Origin of the sequence: Streptomyces sp. NPDC001750 (assembly GCF_042892615.1) — a bacterium.
In the GTDB taxonomy this organism is placed as follows: domain Bacteria; phylum Actinomycetota; class Actinomycetes; order Streptomycetales; family Streptomycetaceae; genus Streptomyces.
On the sequence record NZ_JBIAUE010000002.1, the window covers coordinates 511,564 to 530,792 of the forward strand.

The following is a 19,229-nucleotide window of genomic DNA, read 5'->3' on the forward strand; positions in this document are numbered from 1 at the left end:
GTGTCGTCTCAGTCCCCCAGTAACTCGAGCATCTCGACCGATCAAGCCGCCCCGGGTACCGACCCGGCTGCCGCCTTCGGCCCCAACGAGTGGCTCGTCGACGAGATCTACCAGCAGTACCTCCAGGACCCGAATTCGGTCGATCGTGCCTGGTGGGACTTCTTCGCCGACTACAAGCCGGGGGCGTCCGGCACGGCGGACAAGCCCGTTCCCGGCACCCCGGCCGCCGCCGCACCGGCCGCCGCATCCCAGGCCGCCCCGGCCCCGGCTCCCGCCGCGAAGGCTCCGGCGGCCCCCGCGCCCGCGGCCCCGGCCCCCGCGCAGGCCGCCCCGGCCGCGCCCGCCGCACCGGCGAAGCCCGCCCCGGCCCCTGCCGCCCCGGCCCCCGCCGCGAAGGCCCCGGCCCCGGCCAAGCCCGCCGCCGCGCCGGCCACCGAGGCCGCCGAGGGCCCGGAGTACGTGACGCTGCGCGGTCCGTCGGCCGCCGTCGCGAAGAACATGAACGCCTCGCTGGAGCTGCCGACGGCCACGTCCGTGCGCGCGGTCCCGGTGAAGCTGCTGTTCGACAACCGCATCGTCATCAACAACCACCTCAAGCGCGCCCGGGGCGGGAAGATCTCCTTCACGCACCTGATCGGCTACGCGATGGTGCAGGCCCTCAAGGCCATGCCGTCGATGAACCACTCCTTCACGGTGAAGGACGGCAAGCCGACCCTGGTCAAGCCGGAGCACGTCAACCTCGGTCTGGCCATCGACCTGGTCAAGCCGAACGGCGACCGCCAACTGGTCGTCGCGGCCATCAAGAAGGCCGAGACGCTCAACTTCTTCGAGTTCTGGCAGGCGTACGAGGACATCGTCCGCCGCGCCCGCAGCGGCAAGCTCGGCATGGACGACTTCACCGGCGTCACCGCCTCGCTGACCAACCCCGGCGGCATCGGCACCGTCCACTCGGTGCCCCGCCTGATGCCCGGACAGGGCCTCATCATGGGCGTCGGCGCCATGGAGTACCCCGCCGAGTTCCAGGGCACCTCCCAGGACACCCTGAACAAGCTGGGCATCTCCAAGGTCATGACCCTGACCTCGACGTACGACCACCGCGTCATCCAGGGCGCCGCGTCCGGCGAGTTCCTGCGCATCGTCTCCCAACTGCTGCTCGGGGAGAACGACTTCTACGACGAGATCTTCAAGTCACTGCGCATCCCCTACGAGCCGGTCCGCTGGCTCAAGGACATCGACGCCTCGCACGACAACGACGTGACCAAGGCGGCGCGGGTCTTCGAGCTGATCCACTCCTACCGGGTCCGCGGCCACGTCATGGCCGACACCGACCCGCTGGAGTACCGCCAGCGCAAGCACCCCGACCTGGACATCACCGAGCACGGCCTCACCCTGTGGGACCTGGAGCGGGACTTCGCGGTCGGCGGTTTCGCCGGCAAGTCGCTGATGAAGCTCCGCGACATCCTCGGTGTGCTGCGCGAGTCGTACTGCCGCACCACCGGCATCGAGTTCATGCACATCCAGGACCCGAAGCAGCGCAAGTGGATCCAGGACCGGGTCGAGCGCACGAGCACCCCGCAGCCGGAGCGCGAGGAGCAGCTGCGCATCCTGCGCCGGCTGAACGCCGCCGAGGCCTTCGAGACGTTCCTGCAGACCAAGTACGTCGGCCAGAAGCGGTTCTCGCTGGAGGGCGGCGAGTCCGTCATCCCGCTGCTCGACGCGGTCATCGACTCCGCCGCCGAGGCCCGCCTCGACGAGGTCGTCATCGGCATGGCCCACCGCGGCCGGCTGAACGTGCTGGCGAACATCGTCGGCAAGTCGTACGCGCAGATCTTCCGCGAGTTCGAGGGCAACCTCGACCCCCGGTCGATGCACGGCTCCGGCGACGTGAAGTACCACCTGGGCGCCGAGGGCACCTTCACCGGCCTGGACGGCGAGCAGATCAAGGTCTCGCTGGCCGCCAACCCCTCGCACCTGGAGGCGGTGGACCCGGTCCTGGAGGGCATCGTCCGCGCCAAGCAGGACGTCATCAACAAGGGCGGCACGGACTTCACGGTCCTGCCCATCGCGCTCCACGGCGACGCGGCCTTCGCGGGCCAGGGCGTCGTCGCCGAGACGCTCAACATGTCGCAGCTGCGCGGCTACCGCACCGGCGGCACCGTGCACGTGGTGATCAACAACCAGGTCGGCTTCACCGCCGCCCCGGAGTCCTCGCGCTCCTCGATGTACGCCACGGACGTGGCCCGCATGATCGAGGCGCCGATCATCCACGTCAACGGCGACGACCCCGAGGCCGTGGTCCGGGTCGCCCGGCTGGCCTTCGAGTTCCGGCAGGCGTTCAACAAGGACGTCGTCATCGACCTCATCTGCTACCGCCGCCGCGGTCACAACGAGGGCGACAACCCGGAGTTCACCAACCCGCAGATGTACACCCTGATCGACAAGAAGCGCTCGGTGCGCAAGCTCTACACCGAGTCCCTCATCGGTCGCGGCGACATCACCCTGGAAGAGGCCGAGCAGGCGCTCCAGGACTTCCAGGGCCAGCTGGAGAAGGTCTTCGCGGAGGTCCGCGAGGCCACCTCGCTCCCGGCCCCGGCGCACACCACCGAGGCCCAGCCGGAGTTCCCGGTCGCCGTGAACACCGCGGTCTCCTCGGAGGTCGTGAAGGTCATCGCGGAGTCCCAGGTCAACATCCCCGAGCGGATCACCGTCCACCCGCGTCTGCTCCCGCAGATGCAGCGCCGCGCCGCCTCGGTGGAGAGCGGCACGATCGACTGGGGCATGGGCGAGACCCTGGCCATCGGTTCGCTGCTGATGGAGGGCACCCCGGTCCGGCTCGCCGGCCAGGACTCCCGCCGCGGCACCTTCGGCCAGCGTCACGCGGTCCTCGTCGACCAGGTGACCGGCGAGGACTACACCCCGCTGCTCTACCTCTCCGACGACCAGGCCCGCTACAACGTCTACGACTCGCTGCTCAGCGAGTACGCGGCGATGGGCTTCGAGTACGGCTACTCGCTGACCCGCCCGGAGTCGCTGGTCATCTGGGAGGCCCAGTTCGGTGACTTCGCCAACGGCGCCCAGACCGTCGTCGACGAGTTCATCTCCTCGGCCGAGCAGAAGTGGGGCCAGACCTCCGGCGTCACGCTGCTGCTGCCGCACGGCTACGAGGGCCAGGGCCCGGACCACTCGTCCGCCCGCCCGGAGCGCTTCCTCCAGCTGTGCGCGCAGAACAACATGACGGTCGCCATGCCGACCCTGCCGTCGAACTACTTCCACCTCCTGCGGTGGCAGGCGCACAACCCGCACCACAAGCCGCTGGTCGTCTTCACCCCGAAGTCGATGCTCCGCCTCAAGGCGGCCGCGTCGAAGGCGGAGGAGTTCACCACCGGCGGCTTCCGCCCGGTGATCGGCGACGACACGGTGAAGCCGGAGGACGTCCGCAAGGTCGTCTTCTGCGCCGGCAAGGTCTACTACGACCTGGAGGCCGAGCGCGCGAAGCGCGGCGCCACGGATGTCGCGTTCATCCGTCTGGAGCGCCTGTACCCGCTGCCGGGTGCCGAGCTCCAGGCCGAGATCGCCAAGTACCCGAACGCCGAGAAGTACCTCTGGACACAGGAGGAGCCGGCCAACCAGGGTGCCTGGCCGTTCATCGCCCTGAACCTGATCGACCACCTGGACCTGGCCGTCGGTGCCGACGTCCCGCACGGTGAGCGCCTGCGCCGCATCTCGCGGCCGCACAGCTCCTCCCCGGCGGTCGGCTCGGCCAAGCGCCACCAGGCCGAGCAGGCGCAGCTGATCGCCGAGGTCTTCGAGGCCTGACCGGCAGAAGCACGCACGGGGGCCCGGTCCCGCGAGTCGATCGCGGGGCCGGGCCCCCGGCGTGTGCGGGCTCTCGGCGGGTACGCGGACGAGCCCGGTGCCGCACCGGCGCGCGGTTCAGATCATCTGGGGTTCGAAGTCCCAGTACGGGCGGTTGCGGGAGCGGGCCGAGACCGTGTGGACGTGCTGGGGGCCCAGGGTGGTCTCCAGGTCTCCCAGCGCCTCCGTCTCGATCTTGTCCGCCCGCTGCCGTTCCCGCAGGCCGCGCAGGTCCGCGGCGTGGGCGATCCGGGCGGACAGGGTCAGCGGATGCGTCCGGCCGAGGACCTCGACGGCCCGGGCGACGACCGTTTCCGTGAGGGCGGCGGCGGACTCCGGGTCCCCCACCAGATTGCGCAGCGCCGAGGCGTTGATCGCGCAGCCCAGTGTCCAGGGGTGGTTCTCCCCCACGGCCCGGGTCATGCCGGCGAGCGCCTCCTCCAGGAGCGCGTGCGCGTGGTCCCGCTCGCCCACGTTGCGCAGGATCAGCGCGTGGTTGGCCCGGGTCCCCGCCACGTAGGGGTGCTGGTCGCCGAGCATGGCCACGTATCCGGTGACGACCCGTGCGCTTATGGCCCTGGCCTGGTCGATGTCGGCGTGCTCGCGGGCGAAGAAGCTCTGGCCGGCCGCGAACATCATCGTCAGCGGGTCGTTCTCGCCCAGGACGCGTTCGGCCCGTTCCAGCACCCGGGTGAAGAGTTCACCGGCCCTGCCGCGGTCTCCCGAACGGTACTGGCTGAGCGCGAGGTTGTGTTCGGCGCGCAGGGTCTGCGGGTTGTCGGCCCCCATGACCAGCCGGTGCACCCGGACGCTCTGGTTCTGGAGCGACAGGGCTTCGCCGTACCGGCCGAGCAGCCGCAGGTCGGTGGCGTAGTTGATCTCCGAGTAGAGCGTCCAGCTGTGGCGCGGGCGCAGCAGCCGGCGCCGGGCGTCCAGGGTCTGCCGGTTGAGCTCCAGCGACTCCTCGTACCGGCCGAGCAGGCGCAGCGATACGGCCAGGTTGTTCTGCGCGTTGAGGGTGCGCGAGTCCTGGTCGCCCAGGAGTTCGCGGTAGGCGCCGAGGATCCAGCCGGAGATCTCCATGGCCTCGTCGTACCGTCCCAGTCCGCGCAGGTCGGCGGCGAGCCCCCCGGCGGCCCGGAGGTGTTCCAGGTCCCGGGGGCCGCGTTCGGCGCGCAGGTGGTCGACCGCGGCCCGCTCGATGGCCTCCGTCTCGGCGTACTCTCCGACGGCCCGCAACAGGTTGGCGTAGTGGTACCGGAGGTCCCAGAGCCTGGGATGGTCCTCGCCGAGGAGTTCCCGCCAGGTCTCCATGGCGCGTGCGCCGAGCTTGATCCCGGCCCGGTACTCCCCGGAGAGGTACATGTAGCGCAGGCAGTTGAGCACCAGGGTCTGCACCGAGGAGTCGGTGCTCCTGAGCACGTCGGCCCACTTCAGGTGCGGGGTGATCTCGGCGTAGGCGGGCCACAGCCGGGTGTCGGTGGGGCGGCCGGGGTCGGCTGCGGCGAGGGCCCGGCGGACCACGTCGATGAACTCCCGGCGGTCGCTCTCCGGCATGTCCTTGCCGATGATCTGGTGGACCATGCGGTGCATGTAGAGGGCTTCGCCGGACGACGCCTCCTCACCGGCCGTCTCGTGGGACTCCAGGCGGACCACGGAGTACTGGCGGAGCTGGGCGATCGCCCTGTTCCACAGCAGCGGGTCGTTCATCAGTCCGGAGATCTGTTCCGGCAGTTCGCCGGGCGGCATCTCCCTCAGCAGCCGTACGGGGATGGAGCCCGGCGCGAAGAAGCTGCACAGGCGCAGCAGGTCGACGGACTCCGGGACGGTGTCCCTGAGCTTGTTCAGCAGTATTGACCAGGCGGTCTGGAAGGCGAGTGGAAAGTCCGCGGAGACCTTGACGACGTCCTGGTCGATGCCGCCTTCGAGGAGTCCGATGTACTCCTCCACCGACATGTCGGAGTCGTTGAGCCAGCCGGCGGTCTGGTCGAGGAGGAGCGGCAGGTCCTCCAGTGCCTCGGCGAGCTGGCCGGCCTCGGACTGGGTCAGCCGCGGGGCGCGTCGGCGGATGAAGGCGACCGACTCGTCGCGGGCGTAGACCGGGACCCCGATCAGGTTGCTGTTGTGCTCGCGCCACTCCCGGTTGCGGGAGGTGATCAGGACGTGGCCGGGGCCGGTCGGCACCAGGTCCCAGATGTGTTCGGGTTCGTCGGCGCCGTCCAGGACGAGGAGCCAGTGGGAGTGCGGTTCGCCGCGGCGCAGGGCGTCGCGTACCGCGCGCAGCCGTTCGCCGTACTCGGCGCCCGTGGACAGGCCCAGTTCGGGGGCGAGTTCGGCGAGTTTCTGGCGGTAGAGGGCGCGGCGGTCGGCGGGCACCCACCAGACGGCGTCGTACTCGGAACTGAAGCGGTAGACGTACTCGGCGGCCAGTTGGGTCTTGCCGACGCCCGGCATCCCGTGCAGGGCCACGACCCCGGCGCCGGGCCCGGCGTCCTGGAGGGTCTGGTACGTCCTGCTGAGGAGTTCGTCGCGGCCGGTGAACCGGGTGTTGCGCCGCGGCACCCCGCCCCACACCTCCGGGGTGTCCGCCGGATACCGCGGCCCGGGCCTGGCCTCGACCGCGTCCGGCAGCGGGTCGGTGGGCCGTCCCAGGCGTACGAGGAGCCGTCGTTCGGCCTCGTCGGCGCCGACGTTGGTCAGATCGGCCGCTGCGAAGACGGACGTGGCGCCGGGCAGCGCGGACGTGGTCACGCGCACGGCGGCGAAGCGGTCGGGGTCCGGCGCGACGACCTCGCGCAGGGCCCTGTTCCACTCCGCGGTGCTGCGGGGGCCCAGCTGGAAGTACCAGTCGCTGAGGATCAGCAGGACGTCGCCGCGCGACAGCGTCAGATCCCGCAGCGACTCCTCCAGCGCCGCCTCCACCGGGGGGTCCCAGCGCTGTTGGACGACGATGACGCCACGCCGCTCCAGACGGTCCGCGATCCACGCCGCCCAGGCGCGGTTGAAACCGGCGAAACTGATGGTGACGGTCTGCGCGCCGATCGCCCCAACTCCATTACCCGTTGCGGGCATTCAACCATCTCCCTGCCTCGGTACAGGACCTGTCAACATACACCGGGGCCAGAGCGCCCCGGCCGGAATTCACGGTGACTCCCGCGGATGACGCGGGCCGTTCCTCTGCTGCCATATCACCTTGGCGGTGGCCACGTACGCCTGCGCGCGCGCCGAATGACCCGCGGGGGGCGGACAATCGTCCAGTCGGTGGTAGAGCGCGATCATCTCGTCGACGAGCACCCGGCCCTCACGGGTCAGCGCCGCCGATCCGGCCAGCACCGGCAGTACGGCTCCGACCTGTTCGCGGCAGCGGGCGTGTTCGGTCCAGGCGAGGTCCCGGTGGGTGACACGGCGGGCCCGGAGCGCGAGCCGCTGCCAGTGGTCGGCGAGCGCGAGGTGCGAGTAGGCGCCCTGGAGGAGGCCGTCGAAGGGCCTGGGATCGGGGCGCCAGGGGGCGAAGTGGCGCGGTGTCGCATCCTCGTGGTGCAGCGGTGCGAACGCGGCGAGCGCGGACAGTTTGGTGTGCTGGAGTTCGTGGACGAGCGTGGCGGCGAACCGGGCGGGGTCGGCCGGTCTGCTGCTGAGGACCGCCCCGAACGCCTCGCGGCGGGTGGCGCTGCAGTGTGCCGCGCTCCCGCCCGCGGGCCCGGAGCCGGGCGGCCGGCCGAGCGGCACCAGACAGCGCAGCAGCACGGCCGTCTCGGTCAGCCGGTGTTCGCCGCCCATGCGGAGCAGGGACGGCACCCGCGACCAGGACTCGGCCCATGCCTTGCGCTCGTGGTCGTCGAGGTGGGGCGCGGCGCGCAGCCCGTGGTGCCGGAGCCCGCTGTCGTCGGTGCGGTACGGGTCGACGTCGTCCAGGGGCACGGGAGCGGCGCCGGGCCGTACGGGAGGCAGGGCGAGCACCGGGAGCCAGCGCGGGTCGGCCGCGCCGGTCGTCGCGTCGTGGTGCACATGGACGGTGAGGGGCGCGCTCCAGGAGATGTGACGGCACGTCAGTTCGTCCTGCGCGAAGTCGAGTTCGACTAGGCCGGACGGGGTGCGCAGGGCACCCAGGGTGGGCAGCGACAGGAGTCCGTCGTGGGCGGTGAGCCGGGTCGTGAACGCGGTTGCGGAACGGATCGCGGCCGCGGCGGCCAGGGCGCTCAAGTGGTCGAGGTCGGCCCGGAGCCCGGCGCCGGCGACGTCGGTCGCGGGGGCGGAGAGGCCGCGCAGGCAGCGTTGTGCCCAGGGGCCGGTGAGGGGGTGGAGCAGGACGGCCCGCACGGCGTTCCGGTCGGCGCGTTCCGCCGTCTCCAGCAGCGCCCAGTCCCGCCGCAGCCGGTCGAGGGCCCGGGGCGGGCAGAGCGCGGCGGGGGCGTCCTCGGCCGCGTCGAGCAGGGCACGCACGAGGAACAGCCGGCGGGTGTCCTGGTCGCGTGCGAGGGCGTGGAGAGTACCGGGGTCGCCTTCCGTACGGCCGAGCCGACGCAAGGCGTGGTCCGGGAGTGGGGGGCTCATCGGTGTGCTCCTGCGGTCGCTTCGGACAGCCGGTCCGCGATGTGGCGCACCAGCCGTTCGAGATCGGCACAGTAGACGGACGGGTTGGCGAAGCCGTTGTCCGCCCGGTAGCGGTGTGCGTAGTGGCCGCCGCCGCAGACGGTCAGCAGCGGGCAGGCGCGGCAGGCAGGGGCGAGCGCCTCGGCGCCCGCCTGCCGAGCGACGACACCGGGGTGGCGCAGGGCGTCGTCGAAGGTGTGGCGGAAGACGTCGAGACCGGTGGCGGCGGCGGTGTCGTAGGCCGACTTGAGGGAGTCGACCTGCTCGATCGTCCCGTCGGTCTCGACCACGATCGCGTCGACGGGGTCGAGACCGAGGGACTCGGTGGCGGCGGGCAGGCCCAGCAGCAGGGCCACGCACTCCTCGAACAGCCGGACCCTGGTCTCGCGCCGCCCGGCCCGCCACCAGCGGTCGAAGACGGTGGCGAGCCAGTCGCCGTACGGGGTCGGCCGGTTCGGGCCGGGGCCGGGGACGGTGCGGGGCGTTTTGGTGGCGGGCAGGCCCGGTGGGGGGTTCGTCCAGTTGCCGTGCGGCAGCAGCAGGTCCAGGGACGGCGGGCGCAGGGACAGCAGCGACTCGTACGTCTCGACCGGATCGGTGCGGGGGTCGACGACGGTGAGGATGCCCGCGTACGCGTCGGGGTGGCGGTCGGCGAGGAGCCTGGCGCCGCGTGACGCGGCGGGCCAGGAGGGGCGTCCGGCGTGGTCGACGCGCAGGGTGTTGTGGGCGGCCAGGCCTCCGTCGAGGCTGACGCCGACGCTGATGCCGTGCCGGGCGAGCACGCTCACGCGGGCGTCGGTGAGCAGTGTCGCGTTGGTCTGCACGGTGGCGTGCACGGAACAGTCCGCCGGGGTGAGCTCACGGACGTGGTCGGCGAGGGCGGCGAGGCGGCCCGCACCCGCGAGGAGCGGCTCGCCGCCGTGCAGGACGAGTGCGATGTCGCGCAGTGCGTGGGCCGCCGCGTGTTCGGCGATCCGGTCGGCGGTGCGGTCCAGTACGGCGGCCGGGGCGACGGCCGGGCGGGCGCGCCAAGTCCGGTCGGGGCCCTCGTAGAGGTAGCAGTAGCGGCAGGCCAGGTTGCACCGGCCGTGCACCTTGACGATGAACTGCCGGAACGGGAAGGGTCCCCGGCCCGCCGCGGCGGTGTCCGCGCACCGGGAGGAGCACCGCGTCACCTGTCGAGACACGTCGGCACCCCCGTGCTGCGTGGCGCGGGGCCCGCCCCCGCTGCCGACCCGGGAGGGGTCTGCCCGGCCCGCCGCGCGGGCAGACCCGGTCCGGGCCACGACGTCCCGTCCGGCCGGGTCCCGGGCCGGATCCGTACGGCCGGTGCCCCGGCCCGCGGGGCCCGGCGGCCGGACGTCTCAGAACGCGCTGGTGAATCCCCAGAGCGTCTCCCGTGGCTGCCCGGCTCGTCCGCGCAGATCCGCGACCACCTCGCGGAGCACGGGGTGGTCCAGCGTCCGCAGCGTCTCCAGATCGAGCTCCAGCAGCTCGGGCAGCGCGCCCGGACCACCGGGCACCTCGTCGGATGCCGTGTCGGACGCGCCGTCGGCCGGTGCGTCCGGCGCTCCGACGCCGGGCCGGCCGTTTCCCGTCGGCTCGTTCATCATGCCTCCCCGTGTCCCCGTGGTTCCCTGTGTTCCCGTGGTTCCCCGTGCCGGTCCGGTGGTCCCGGTGTCCTGCCGGTGGTTCCCCGTGTTCCCGCCGCACGTGCCCTCGCGACGGACCCGCGGGGATCCGCTCGTCGTCGAGCGCGTCCCGTCGGGTCCGTGTCCCTGACATCGGTGCGTGTGACCGCGTCGCGGCGGTGTCCGTCCGCCTCGGCCGTCACCGCGGTGGCCACCCGCCGTCGTACCCCGTTCGTGCCGTCGGCGCCGGTGCGGGACGAGTGCCCGCACGGGCTGCTTCTGTACCGATGCCCCGCACGGACCGGCCTACGCCTTCCTGGGCGGACCGGCGACCGGCGTCCGTCGTACGCCGGTCGCAGACGGCGCGAAGAACGGTGGCCGGAGAGCGGCCGTCGCGGCGGGCGGCTGCGTCGGCGTTCCGGCGCGGCGGGCAGCTGCGTCGGCGTTCCGGCGCGGCGGGCAGCTGTGTCGGCGTTCCGGCGTGGCCGGGGCCGGGGTCAGCGCTCCAGCTCCGCCAGCCGTGCCGCCGTCTCCTCGCCCGCGGCGCCGCCGCCGTCCGGCAGTCCGCGCCATTCCCGGCGGGCCGACCGGTAGGCCTCGCGGGCGGCCCTGGGCCGGCCGGCCCTCTCGTACGTCGTACCCCGCCAGTGGTGGGCCGTGGCGCACCACTCGACTGCCTGACGCCGCTGTTGCGGGTGGACCGACTCCTCCGCCGCAGTGCCGGCCGCTTCGGCCGCGCCCCGGAACGCCTCGGCCGCCTCGTCGAGCCGGGTGGGGCGCCCCAGCACCCGGGCGGCGTCGAGGTGGGCCAGGCCCAGTTCCAGCCAGCACTCCGCCGCCGACAGCGTTTCGGTCGCCTCCCTGGCGGCGAGCCCGAAGAGGTGCTCGGCCTCCCGCAGATCGACCCGGTCCTCGGTGGCGCGGTGCCGCAGCATCAGCGCACGGCCCAGCATCAGCAGCCGCTCGGCCTGGCGCGCGTCCCCCGCCGCCGTCTCCGTACGGCAGTCCCGCAGCACCCTCACCGCCGCCCCGATGTGCGCGCGCCCGTCCGGCAGCCGGGCCCGGCGCAGCAGGGTTCCTCCCCACTCGGCGAGCAGATCGGCGTGGGCCTGCGAGTCGCGCGGCACACCGCGCGCGGCACGGGCGAACCGGTCGGCCGCCTCGACGAGTTCGTCCGGGTCCCCGGTGTGCTCGTACCGCGCGACGTGCACCCGGGCGGCCCGGGTGAGCAGCGAGGCCCGCAGCCGCTGCTCCCGCGCGGTCTCCAGGGCCTGCTCGACCAGCGTCGCCGCCTCGTCCGGCTCCGCGCCGGAGCCGAGCAGGGCGTCCACCAGGTCCAGCACGATGCGCGTCCCGGTGCCCAGGGTGTGCCGGCCGCCGCCCTGCCCGAACGCCGTGCGCAGGGAGCGGGCCGCCTGGGCGGCGTAGACCCGGGACTGTTCGGTGTCGACGGTGGCCCCGGAGAGTTTGAGCAGCGCACGGCCGTGTGCCAGCGGCAGGGCGGCGGGCCGGTTCTCCTGGTCGGGCCAGGCGTCGGCGAAGGCCTCCAGCATGCCGCACGCGGCCTGGAGCGAGGAGGCGTCACCGTCGAGCCGCCACTGCGACTCCAGGGCCCGGACCCGTTCCAGCGTGAGCCGGAGGGCCTCGGCCGGTTCCAGTCCCGGGGCCGAGCAGGCGGCCGTGTACTCCCGGTCGGCGCGGCGCAGCAGTTCCAGGGCGCCTCGCCGGTCACCGCGCGCCCTCCGGTCGTCGGCTGCGACGTGCAACACCTTGGCCAGAGCCGCCCGTTCGTGTACGGCGCCGGGGTGCGCGGCGGCCCGTTCGGCGGCGTACTCCGCCTCGCGGAGCAGCTCCGCGTCGCCCTGGACCTCCCACAGGCGCAGGAGGCAGCGCGAGTACTCCGCCCACAGCGCCGGGTCGGCGCCCGGCCGGCTCTCGCGCTCGGTGGCACCGCGCAGCAGCTGCACGGCGTCGATCAGGTACTGGACCATGCCGTCCGAATCGAAGTGCCGCAGCAGGACGCGGGCGCTCTCCACGGCCGCGTTCGGTGTCCGCGGGACGGTATCGGGCCGGTTCCGGTCGGTGTCGACGGCGAACTGCTCGGGCAGCGGCATGAATCGCTCCAGTACGCGGACCGCGACCTCGGCGAAGGGGTGGGGCACGCGTGGCCCGCCGCGCCCGCCGTGCTCGTCCCCTTCCTCGATCCCGTCCTCCGGTCCGGTCCGGCCCCCGGTTCCGTGTCCGGGCGGTCCGGGGGTGCGGGTGAGCCGCACCGGCCCGTTCCTGCCCTCGCCGAGCTGGGCGAAGGCCAGCGCGGGGAAGTTCGGCCCGCCCCTGCCGAACCGCTGCTCGATGTACTGCGAGCAGTGCTTGAGCACGAGCAGCGCCTCGTCCCGGCCGAGCGGGCCGAGCAGCGACTCGCGGACGCCGGGCGCGAACTCGTACCACTGGCCGGCGGCCTCTCCGTCCGTCCCGGCGGCGTCTCCGGTCCTCACCCGTGAGAGCAGTCCGCTCAGCAGGACCTCGGCCAGTTCCGAGGGACCGGAGTTCGGCAGCATGGTGCGCTGCACCAGTTGCATCACCGGCAGATACAGCGGGGCGGCCGCGAGGTACACGGCGAGCTGTCCGGCGGCCGGGGAGGCCGTCGAGCGGAAGCGGCTGACCAGCTGGAGCGAGGACAGGGCGTCGCCGGGGCGCTGCACGGCCGCCGGGGGCTGGTCGGCCCGCACCCAGCCGACGGCGCCGGACACCTGCCCCGCGCCGGTGCCCGAGAGCAGCTTCGCCCAGGCCGCCAACGCCCCTTCCACGGGCGGGAGCACGGGTACGGGAAGTGCGCCGGGGTGCACGGCAGGGCCCGCCCCGGCATGCTCCGTGACCTTGAGGACGGTGGTTCCGGCCGGCCCGTCGCCCCGGGACAGGGAGCCGTAGGTCACCGGCAGCCGGGTGCGGTTCCACATCCGCTGCGGCAGGGGCTGGAGCACGGCCGTCGGCGCCTGGCCGGCCAGGTGGTGCAGCAGCCGGTGGGCCCGTCCGCCGCGCCAGAGCGGGCCGGCGCAGTCGCTGACCACGAGGGTGACGCGACGGCCGGTGGGGTCGCTCAGCCGGTCCGCGGAGCTCAGCGGCGCCGCGGCCGGGTCCGGGCTGCGGCTCACCACGGCGGCCCCGTCCGGCCCCTGGTGCAGATAGCGCGTCCAGACGTCCCTGAAAGCACCCAACTGACCGAACAGATCCTGGAGTTCACCGAACAGCCGGTCCCACACCAGCATCGAGGACGAGGCGTCCATGACGCACTGGAGCAGCGACTCGCCCCGGGACGCGCCGCGGAAGACCGGGATGATCAGCCCTCCGGCCCGGGCACTGCGTTCGACGGTCTCCGCCTCGTCGAGGAAGTGACGCATCGGGGGCGCGGCGGGGCGGTAGCGCTGCAACGGCCTCAATGCCCGCTGGAGTTCGAGCGGCGCGGGAAGGGCGGGGGCTGCGGGAACGCCGAGGGCGAGCGTTCTCGTCCGGCCACCGGGGGCGGTAGCGGTTCCGCGTCCGGGCGGACGGTCGCCGTCGCGGCCCGGGGCGCGGGAGGCCGCGCGGGGCACGGGGTGGAGCGGAACCCGGCGGTCCGCGTCCCCGGGGTAGCGCCGGTCCGCATCCCCGTCGCCGTCCGGCGGGAGGCCGGCCTCGTGGCCCTCCGGTACGGCCGGGCCGGGGCGTCGCTCCGGCCGGTCCGCCCGGTCCGGGCCGACGGGCGGCGGCGGTACGGCCGCGCGGTCGCCCTCGACGCCGTCGTCCTCGTCCGGCGCGTCGGGGTGGCGGGTCCAGCGGGCCAGCCAGAGGGCGTCGCAGAGCTGCTCGGCGTCGGGGTCGAGCCCGGCACCGCGCAGCCGGGCGACGAACGCGGACAGCAGCCCGCCGTCGCCCGTGGACGCACCGTCTTCCGGCGGCGCACCACCGCCGCCCGCCGGCGCGCCGTCGAACCGTGCCGCACCGTCCGGCCGTGCCTCGTCACCGGACGACGACACGTCCTGCGGCTGGCGCGCGTCGCCCGGCCGCGGCACGCCGTCCGGCCGGTGCATGCCGTCCGGCCGCGACGGCGCGCCACAGGCCTCCGTCGCGTCCTCGAAGCCCACCGGGTCCCGGGGGCCGTCGTCGGGGCGGCGTCCCCCGCTCTCAGGTCCGTGCCGCGCCCCGCCACCGGACATCGGCATCACCTCGGCCGGTCGAGTCGCTGGATGAGCAGGTCGGCGAGGCGGTCCCGGCCCGCGGGCGCCGCCGCGTCGGTGAGGTAGATCGCGTTCAACAGCTGGTCCGTGGCCAGGAGTTCGCTGCGGGAGCGCTCCAGGAAGTGGGCGATGAGATCGTCCCCGGCGCGCGCCGCCTCGTCGCCGAGATGGGCGCGTACGAAGGTGGCGAGACGCTGGTGGTCGGGGCGTCCCAGCTCCAGATGGACGCAGCGACGCATCAGGGGTGCCGGGAAGTCCCGCTCGCCGTTGCTGGTGAGGACCACGAACGGGAAGGCCCGGCACTGGACCCGGCCGCCCTTCACCCTCACCTTGTTCCCGTCGTCGTCGAGGACCTCCGCCTGGCCGTCGGGCAACCGGTCCACGATCCGTTCCAGCTCCGGAATGCCGAACTCGCCCTCCTCCAACACGTTGAGCAGGTCGTTCGGCAGGTCGATGTCGCTCTTGTCGAGCTCGTCGATGAGCACGACCCGCGGTCGGTCCGAGGGCATGAGCGCGGTTCCGAGCGGGCCGAGCCGGATGTAGCTGCCGACGTCCTCCACGGCCCCGGCACCGGATGCCCCGGCCCCCGCGCCGTGCGCGGCGATCTGCACGTCCTGGAGCCGGGCGATCGCGTCGTAGCGGTACAGCCCGTCCTGGAGCGTCGAGCGGCTGACGATGGGCCAGCGCAGCACCCGGCCCAGCCCCAGCTCATGGGCGACGGAGTGGGCGAGGGTGCTCTTCCCGGCGCCGGGACTCCCGGTCACCAGCAGCGGGCGGCGCAGATAGAGCGCCGCGTTGATCATCTCCAGCTCCTCGGCGCCGGGCCGGTGGAGCTCGGCGATGTGCCGGTGGCCGCCCAGACGGCGGTCCGCTGACCCGTCCGATCCGGCCGGACCGTCGGCGTTCTCTCCGTCGCTCCCGTCCCGCCCGTCGGCGGCCGGGGCGCCGCGGCTCGCGAAGTCCCGCCAGGGCGGCGGGGGCGGCAACCGGTCGATGCCCTCGTGCGGTTCGCCGGCCCCTCGGTAGATGAGCCACTCGCTGGGTTCACTCATAGCGTGTTCCTCGTCGTCACTCGTCCGCCAGGGGCAGCTGTCGAACGTGCTTCACGGTAGCGATCCGGGCCACACCCCGTAAGGGGCTGGGCCGCTTCCGTCATGCCCCCGAAGGGTGGGCCGGCCATCACGGCGCCTCGAAGTAGAGTTCGTCGCCCGGCAGTTGGTGCCGCGGGTCGTCGTAGAGCAGGGCGACCCCGTCCGACCAGTACGCCTCCGTGCGCCCCGCGTGCACCCCTCTCCTCAACTCGTGCATCGCCTTCGGAAGACGATCGGCCGTACGGGCCTCGGCGACGGCGTCGGCGGCGCGCCGGTGGAAGTCGGTGCAGACCGCGGTCCGTTCGTCCGGCCGGCGCCGCCGCCACAGGGCCAGCCCGTACCCCGCGTCGAGCAGCCGTCCCAGGCCGGTCGTGCTCTCCGGTCCGGGTCGGTCGCCGTATCTGCACAGCACCGGAACGGTCTCGTAGGCCAGTTGGCGCATCTGGGCCACCACCGGTACGGGCATCCGCATCCCGTCCTCGCAGTCGACGACGGCGGCGCGCATCGGGGCGGTCATGGCGCGGTTCCAGCGGGCCTCGCGCTCGGCCGGTCCGCCGTCGGTCCCCGCCGTGCCGCCACCGGTGCCCGCCGCGCCCCGGTCGAGGGGGCGGACGACCACCGGACGGAGCACTCCGAGCGGCCTCCCGTCGGGCCGCGTCCGCCATTCGTCGACCCCCAGCCCCATGAGGGCCGGATCCACCGCCACATGGAGGACCGCCGGGTCGTCCGGCTCGTCGCACCGGCGGAACGCCTCCGCGAGCGGGCTCGCGAGCCGGTCGGGCAGGGCGTGCAGCGCGGTGCCCCGGCTGTCCTCGGCCACGGGCCGGAAGTCCCCGGGCCTCGGCACGACCGCGACCCGCCAGTCGTAGAGGTCCGGTTCCCAGTGCCGCGACTCCAGCCGCAGCAGGACGAACGGGGCGTCGTGCGGCCTGGCCGGCTCGGGCGCCGGCGCGGGGGCACGGGAATGCTCGCGGCCGGTGGGGGTCCGCCGGTCGTTGTACCGGAGTCCGACGAGTTCATGACGGAACTTCCGGGAGAGGCGGTCGTCCGCCACCCGCTTCACCCATTGCCACAGGGCCCCCTCGGCGTCCGGGGTGGACGGCAGTACGTAGGGGCGCTCGGCGGACAGGGCGCTCATGCAGTACCTCAGGATCAGTTCCAGCGCGCCGTCACCGCCCCCCGGGGCGTCGTACAGCGTGCCGAGTCCGTCGCGCCAGCCGCGCGGGGCCGCGTGGTGCTCGCGCGGGTGGGTGTCCGGGAGCTCGTCCAGGAGATCGAGGAGGCCGCGGGTGCTGAGCGGGGGAGGGAGTTCGGCGAGCCGCCCGAGCAGATCGACGCGCTGCTGGGGGCTGAGGGCGAGCCCCGCCCCGGCGCCCAGCTCCCGCTGGAGGTCCGCCCAGGTCCGCTCGGTGCCGACCGGGCTGGTGTGCCGGTCGGCGTGGTAGCGGTCGTGGGCGTGGAACAGCGCCTGGTACGGGTCGTCGGCCTCGCCCGCCACCGTTCCGGGCGGCACGGGCAGGGTGCGCAGCCGCTCGACGCCGATCGAGGTGCCGCCCGTGGTGCCGTCGGAGCGGGACTTGAGCACGCCGACGACCTCGCCGCGCGCCAGGTCCACCACGGGTCCGCCGGACAGGCCGGGGTACATCCGGTCGCCGTCGAGCCGCATCTGTTCGTCGTCCTCGGCCCAGTCCCCGAAGGTGCCCATCACCTGGCACCGCCCGCTGAACCGGGTCAGCTGCCCGGATCCTCCGTCGGTCCAGCCGGTGTAGAGGACCGAGCCGCCGCCGAACATGCCCGCCGGGCGCTCGGTGACGTACACACAGGGGTGCTCGACGGGGCGCAGCAGCCGGATCAGCGCGAGGTCGGGGGCGGGCCAGCCGCCCGGCGCGGTGCCCCGCGTGCCGCCGGGGCCGGGTGCGGCGCGCCGGTCCTCGGGCATGGCGGCGACCACGGCGCCCTCGACCGTCGTCTCGGCGCCGCCCGGGTCCGGCTTGAACACCACGCTCACCCGACGCCCCTCCCCCGCCATGGCCACGTGCGCGCACGTGAGGACCCAGCTCGGGGCGACGAAGAAGCCGCTCCCCAGGAAGCCCCGGTCGGATCCGTCAGGCGCATACCCGGGCTCCGGGCGGTGGATGCGCACGGTCGCCGCCATCACGAGGCCCGTGAGCGCACGGTACGTGCTCTCGGAACGGCCCCCCGCGCCCCTGCCCGGCGGCTGGGTCATGAGCGGTCCCCGCCGTCCGGCCCGGACGCGCCCGGACGCATCGGTGCGCCGGTGGACGCCCCGGGCACGGGCGGGGGGTCGGCCGGCATCGGCGGAGCGGGGCGGGGCGGGGTCGGCCGAGACGTCCGCGCCGCGGGCGGGGGCACGGGCGGCGTCCCGGCAGCCGTGCCCCCTGGCGCCCCTCCCGCTCCCTGTGCGCCGCCCTGCGCCGGGCTCGCCGGTTCGACGGGCGGGCCGCCGCCGTGCCAGGTGAGCGTGACCGTGATGCCGCCCTTGGCCTCGCCGTCCGCGAGAAGACCGACGACCTTGCCCGCCTTCGCGGTGAGCTCGATGCCGAACTCGACGCTCACCTCGTCGGGCCGCACCGCGCGCAGTGGCTCGGCCAGCGAACGCGCGACGCTGGTCACGACGGCGTTGAGACTTTCGACGCGGGCCTGCACCTGGTCGACGAAGTCCGCGTAACCGATGTCCGTGAACGCCGGCCCCCGCGCGGGCCGCGTCAGCTCCTCCGCTCCCGAGACACGCGCCCAGACCGGCGTGCCGTCCGGCATCTCGATGCGCGCGATACGAGCCCCGCTATCGGTCATGAAAACCCCCCGATTCCCAACTACCCGCAGGCTAACGGCAGTACGCGACCCACGCGAGGTCCGTGGACCAGGACGCCGGGGCGTCGTGCGACGGTTCTGAGAGGGCCCGCGCGGCCCCCGCGAGCCTTCGCCGACGGCGTGCTCCCGGCCGTCGCGGGGCTGTCACCAGGCATTAGGCTTGCCGCATGTACTTCACCGACCGCGGTATCGAGGAACTGGAGAAGCGCCGGGGCGAGGAAGAGGTCACTTTCGAGTGGCTCGCCGAGCAGCTTCGTACGTTCGTCGACCTCAACCCCGACTTCGAGGTGCCGGTCGAGCGCCTCGCCACCTGGCTGGCCCGTCTCGACGACGAGGACGACGACGAGTAGCCGGGGACGGGCGACGGAGGCGGGCGACCGGGACGCGTAGCCGGCCGTCCCGGCCCGTCGGACGCCGGTCGACGGACGGCAACCGCGGGTCGGTGGACCGGGCGGACTGGCGTCGGGCGACCGGACGGACCGGGTTCCCGGAATCGTCCGCGCCCCGGCGTCACGGACCAGACCCTCCGGCCTCCCGCCGAACCGGCCGTACGCGAGGCCGAGCGCCCCGTGCGCCGTCAGCAGGCCGCCCGCGAAGACCCGGCCCCCGCGAAGACCCGGCCACCCCTGCGCCCCCGGCGCTCCGCAGGACGAGCGGCAGTCCCGCCGCCGACCGGGCGCCGCCCGGCACCCGGGTTCCGGGGCCGCGCACCCGGGAGCGAGAACACCGCTCCCGGCCCCGTCGAGACCCTCACCCTTTCGCGCCCGCCGCCCTCGACGACGGTTCCGCCCCGGGCAGCCCGTCGGCCACCGTCCGGAGCCGGTCCGTGGACGCGCCCGACTCCAGCCGGACGGCAGGGCCGCCCCGATGCGGGCGAGCACGGCGACACCCCGAGCAACCGACTGCGGGCATCGGCGTCCGGGGCGGGTCGGGCCGACCCGACGAGCGTTTGGACGTCCAGGACGGGGTCCGGCCCCAGACGCTCGGCGAGCGTACGCATGGCCTCGTCCTCA

At 73.9% G+C, this 19,229-nt stretch carries 10 protein-coding genes; 2 read left to right on the plus strand and 8 right to left on the minus strand.

Translation table 11 applies throughout. From position 1 onward, the window contains the following. Nucleotides 1-3,816 (plus strand): multifunctional oxoglutarate decarboxylase/oxoglutarate dehydrogenase thiamine pyrophosphate-binding subunit/dihydrolipoyllysine-residue succinyltransferase subunit, encoded by a 3,816-nt coding sequence (locus tag ACFYY6_RS05565; RefSeq protein ID WP_351520805.1) that lies wholly within the window; start codon nt 1-3, stop codon nt 3,814-3,816. Between the two features lie 117 nt (nt 3,817-3,933). On the opposite strand, the gene fxsT is transcribed toward ACFYY6_RS05565, so the two are convergent. The 8 genes from fxsT to ACFYY6_RS05605 all read right to left on the minus strand — a co-directional run bounded on the left by fxsT (nt 3,934) and on the right by ACFYY6_RS05605 (nt 18,198). Continuing rightward, on the minus strand, nt 3,934-6,927 hold the full coding sequence (gene fxsT / locus ACFYY6_RS05570; RefSeq protein WP_389191783.1) for an FxSxx-COOH system tetratricopeptide repeat protein: 2,994 nt from the start codon (nt 6,925-6,927) through the stop codon (nt 3,934-3,936). A gap of 69 nt (nt 6,928-6,996) precedes the next feature. Beyond that, nucleotides 6,997-8,409: an aKG-HExxH-type peptide beta-hydroxylase gene (locus ACFYY6_RS05575; protein WP_389191786.1), complete on the minus strand. Its 1,413-nt coding sequence runs from the start codon at nt 8,407-8,409 to the stop codon at nt 6,997-6,999. Continuing rightward, complete coding sequence (locus ACFYY6_RS05580) at nt 8,406-9,623, minus strand: FxsB family cyclophane-forming radical SAM/SPASM peptide maturase (protein WP_388648719.1); 1,218 nt, start codon at nt 9,621-9,623, stop codon at nt 8,406-8,408. The genes ACFYY6_RS05575 and ACFYY6_RS05580 overlap by 4 nt, the downstream gene beginning before the upstream one ends. A 189-nt stretch (nt 9,624-9,812) precedes the next feature. After that, a complete protein-coding gene (fxsA, locus tag ACFYY6_RS05585; protein WP_389191789.1) occupies nt 9,813-10,058 on the minus strand; it encodes an FxSxx-COOH cyclophane-containing RiPP peptide in 246 nt (81 codons plus the stop codon). Between the two features lie 518 nt (nt 10,059-10,576). Next, nucleotides 10,577-14,272, minus strand: coding sequence for an SAV_2336 N-terminal domain-related protein (locus ACFYY6_RS05590; RefSeq protein ID WP_389191792.1), 3,696 nt, complete (start codon nt 14,270-14,272; stop codon nt 10,577-10,579). 5 nt (nt 14,273-14,277) lie between these two features. After that, nucleotides 14,278-15,345 carry an AAA family ATPase gene (locus tag ACFYY6_RS05595; protein WP_388648197.1) on the minus strand — a complete coding sequence of 356 codons (1,068 nt, stop codon included), beginning with the start codon at nt 15,343-15,345 and terminating at the stop codon, nt 14,278-14,280. A 127-nt stretch (nt 15,346-15,472) separates the two neighbouring features. Beyond that, nucleotides 15,473-17,611 (minus strand): trypsin-like peptidase domain-containing protein, encoded by a 2,139-nt coding sequence (locus ACFYY6_RS05600; RefSeq protein ID WP_389191795.1) that lies wholly within the window; start codon nt 17,609-17,611, stop codon nt 15,473-15,475. Further along, the gene (locus ACFYY6_RS05605; RefSeq protein ID WP_351520813.1) at nt 17,608-18,198 is read right to left on the minus strand and encodes a CU044_2847 family protein; all 591 of its coding nucleotides are present in this window, start codon (nt 18,196-18,198) and stop codon (nt 17,608-17,610) included. The genes ACFYY6_RS05600 and ACFYY6_RS05605 overlap by 4 nt, the downstream gene beginning before the upstream one ends. A 185-nt stretch (nt 18,199-18,383) precedes the next feature. Between ACFYY6_RS05605 and ACFYY6_RS05610 the strand changes: the two genes are divergently transcribed. Next, a complete protein-coding gene (locus ACFYY6_RS05610; protein WP_019075209.1) occupies nt 18,384-18,566 on the plus strand; it encodes a DUF6104 family protein in 183 nt (60 codons plus the stop codon). Nucleotides 18,567-19,229 lie beyond the last annotated feature (663 nt).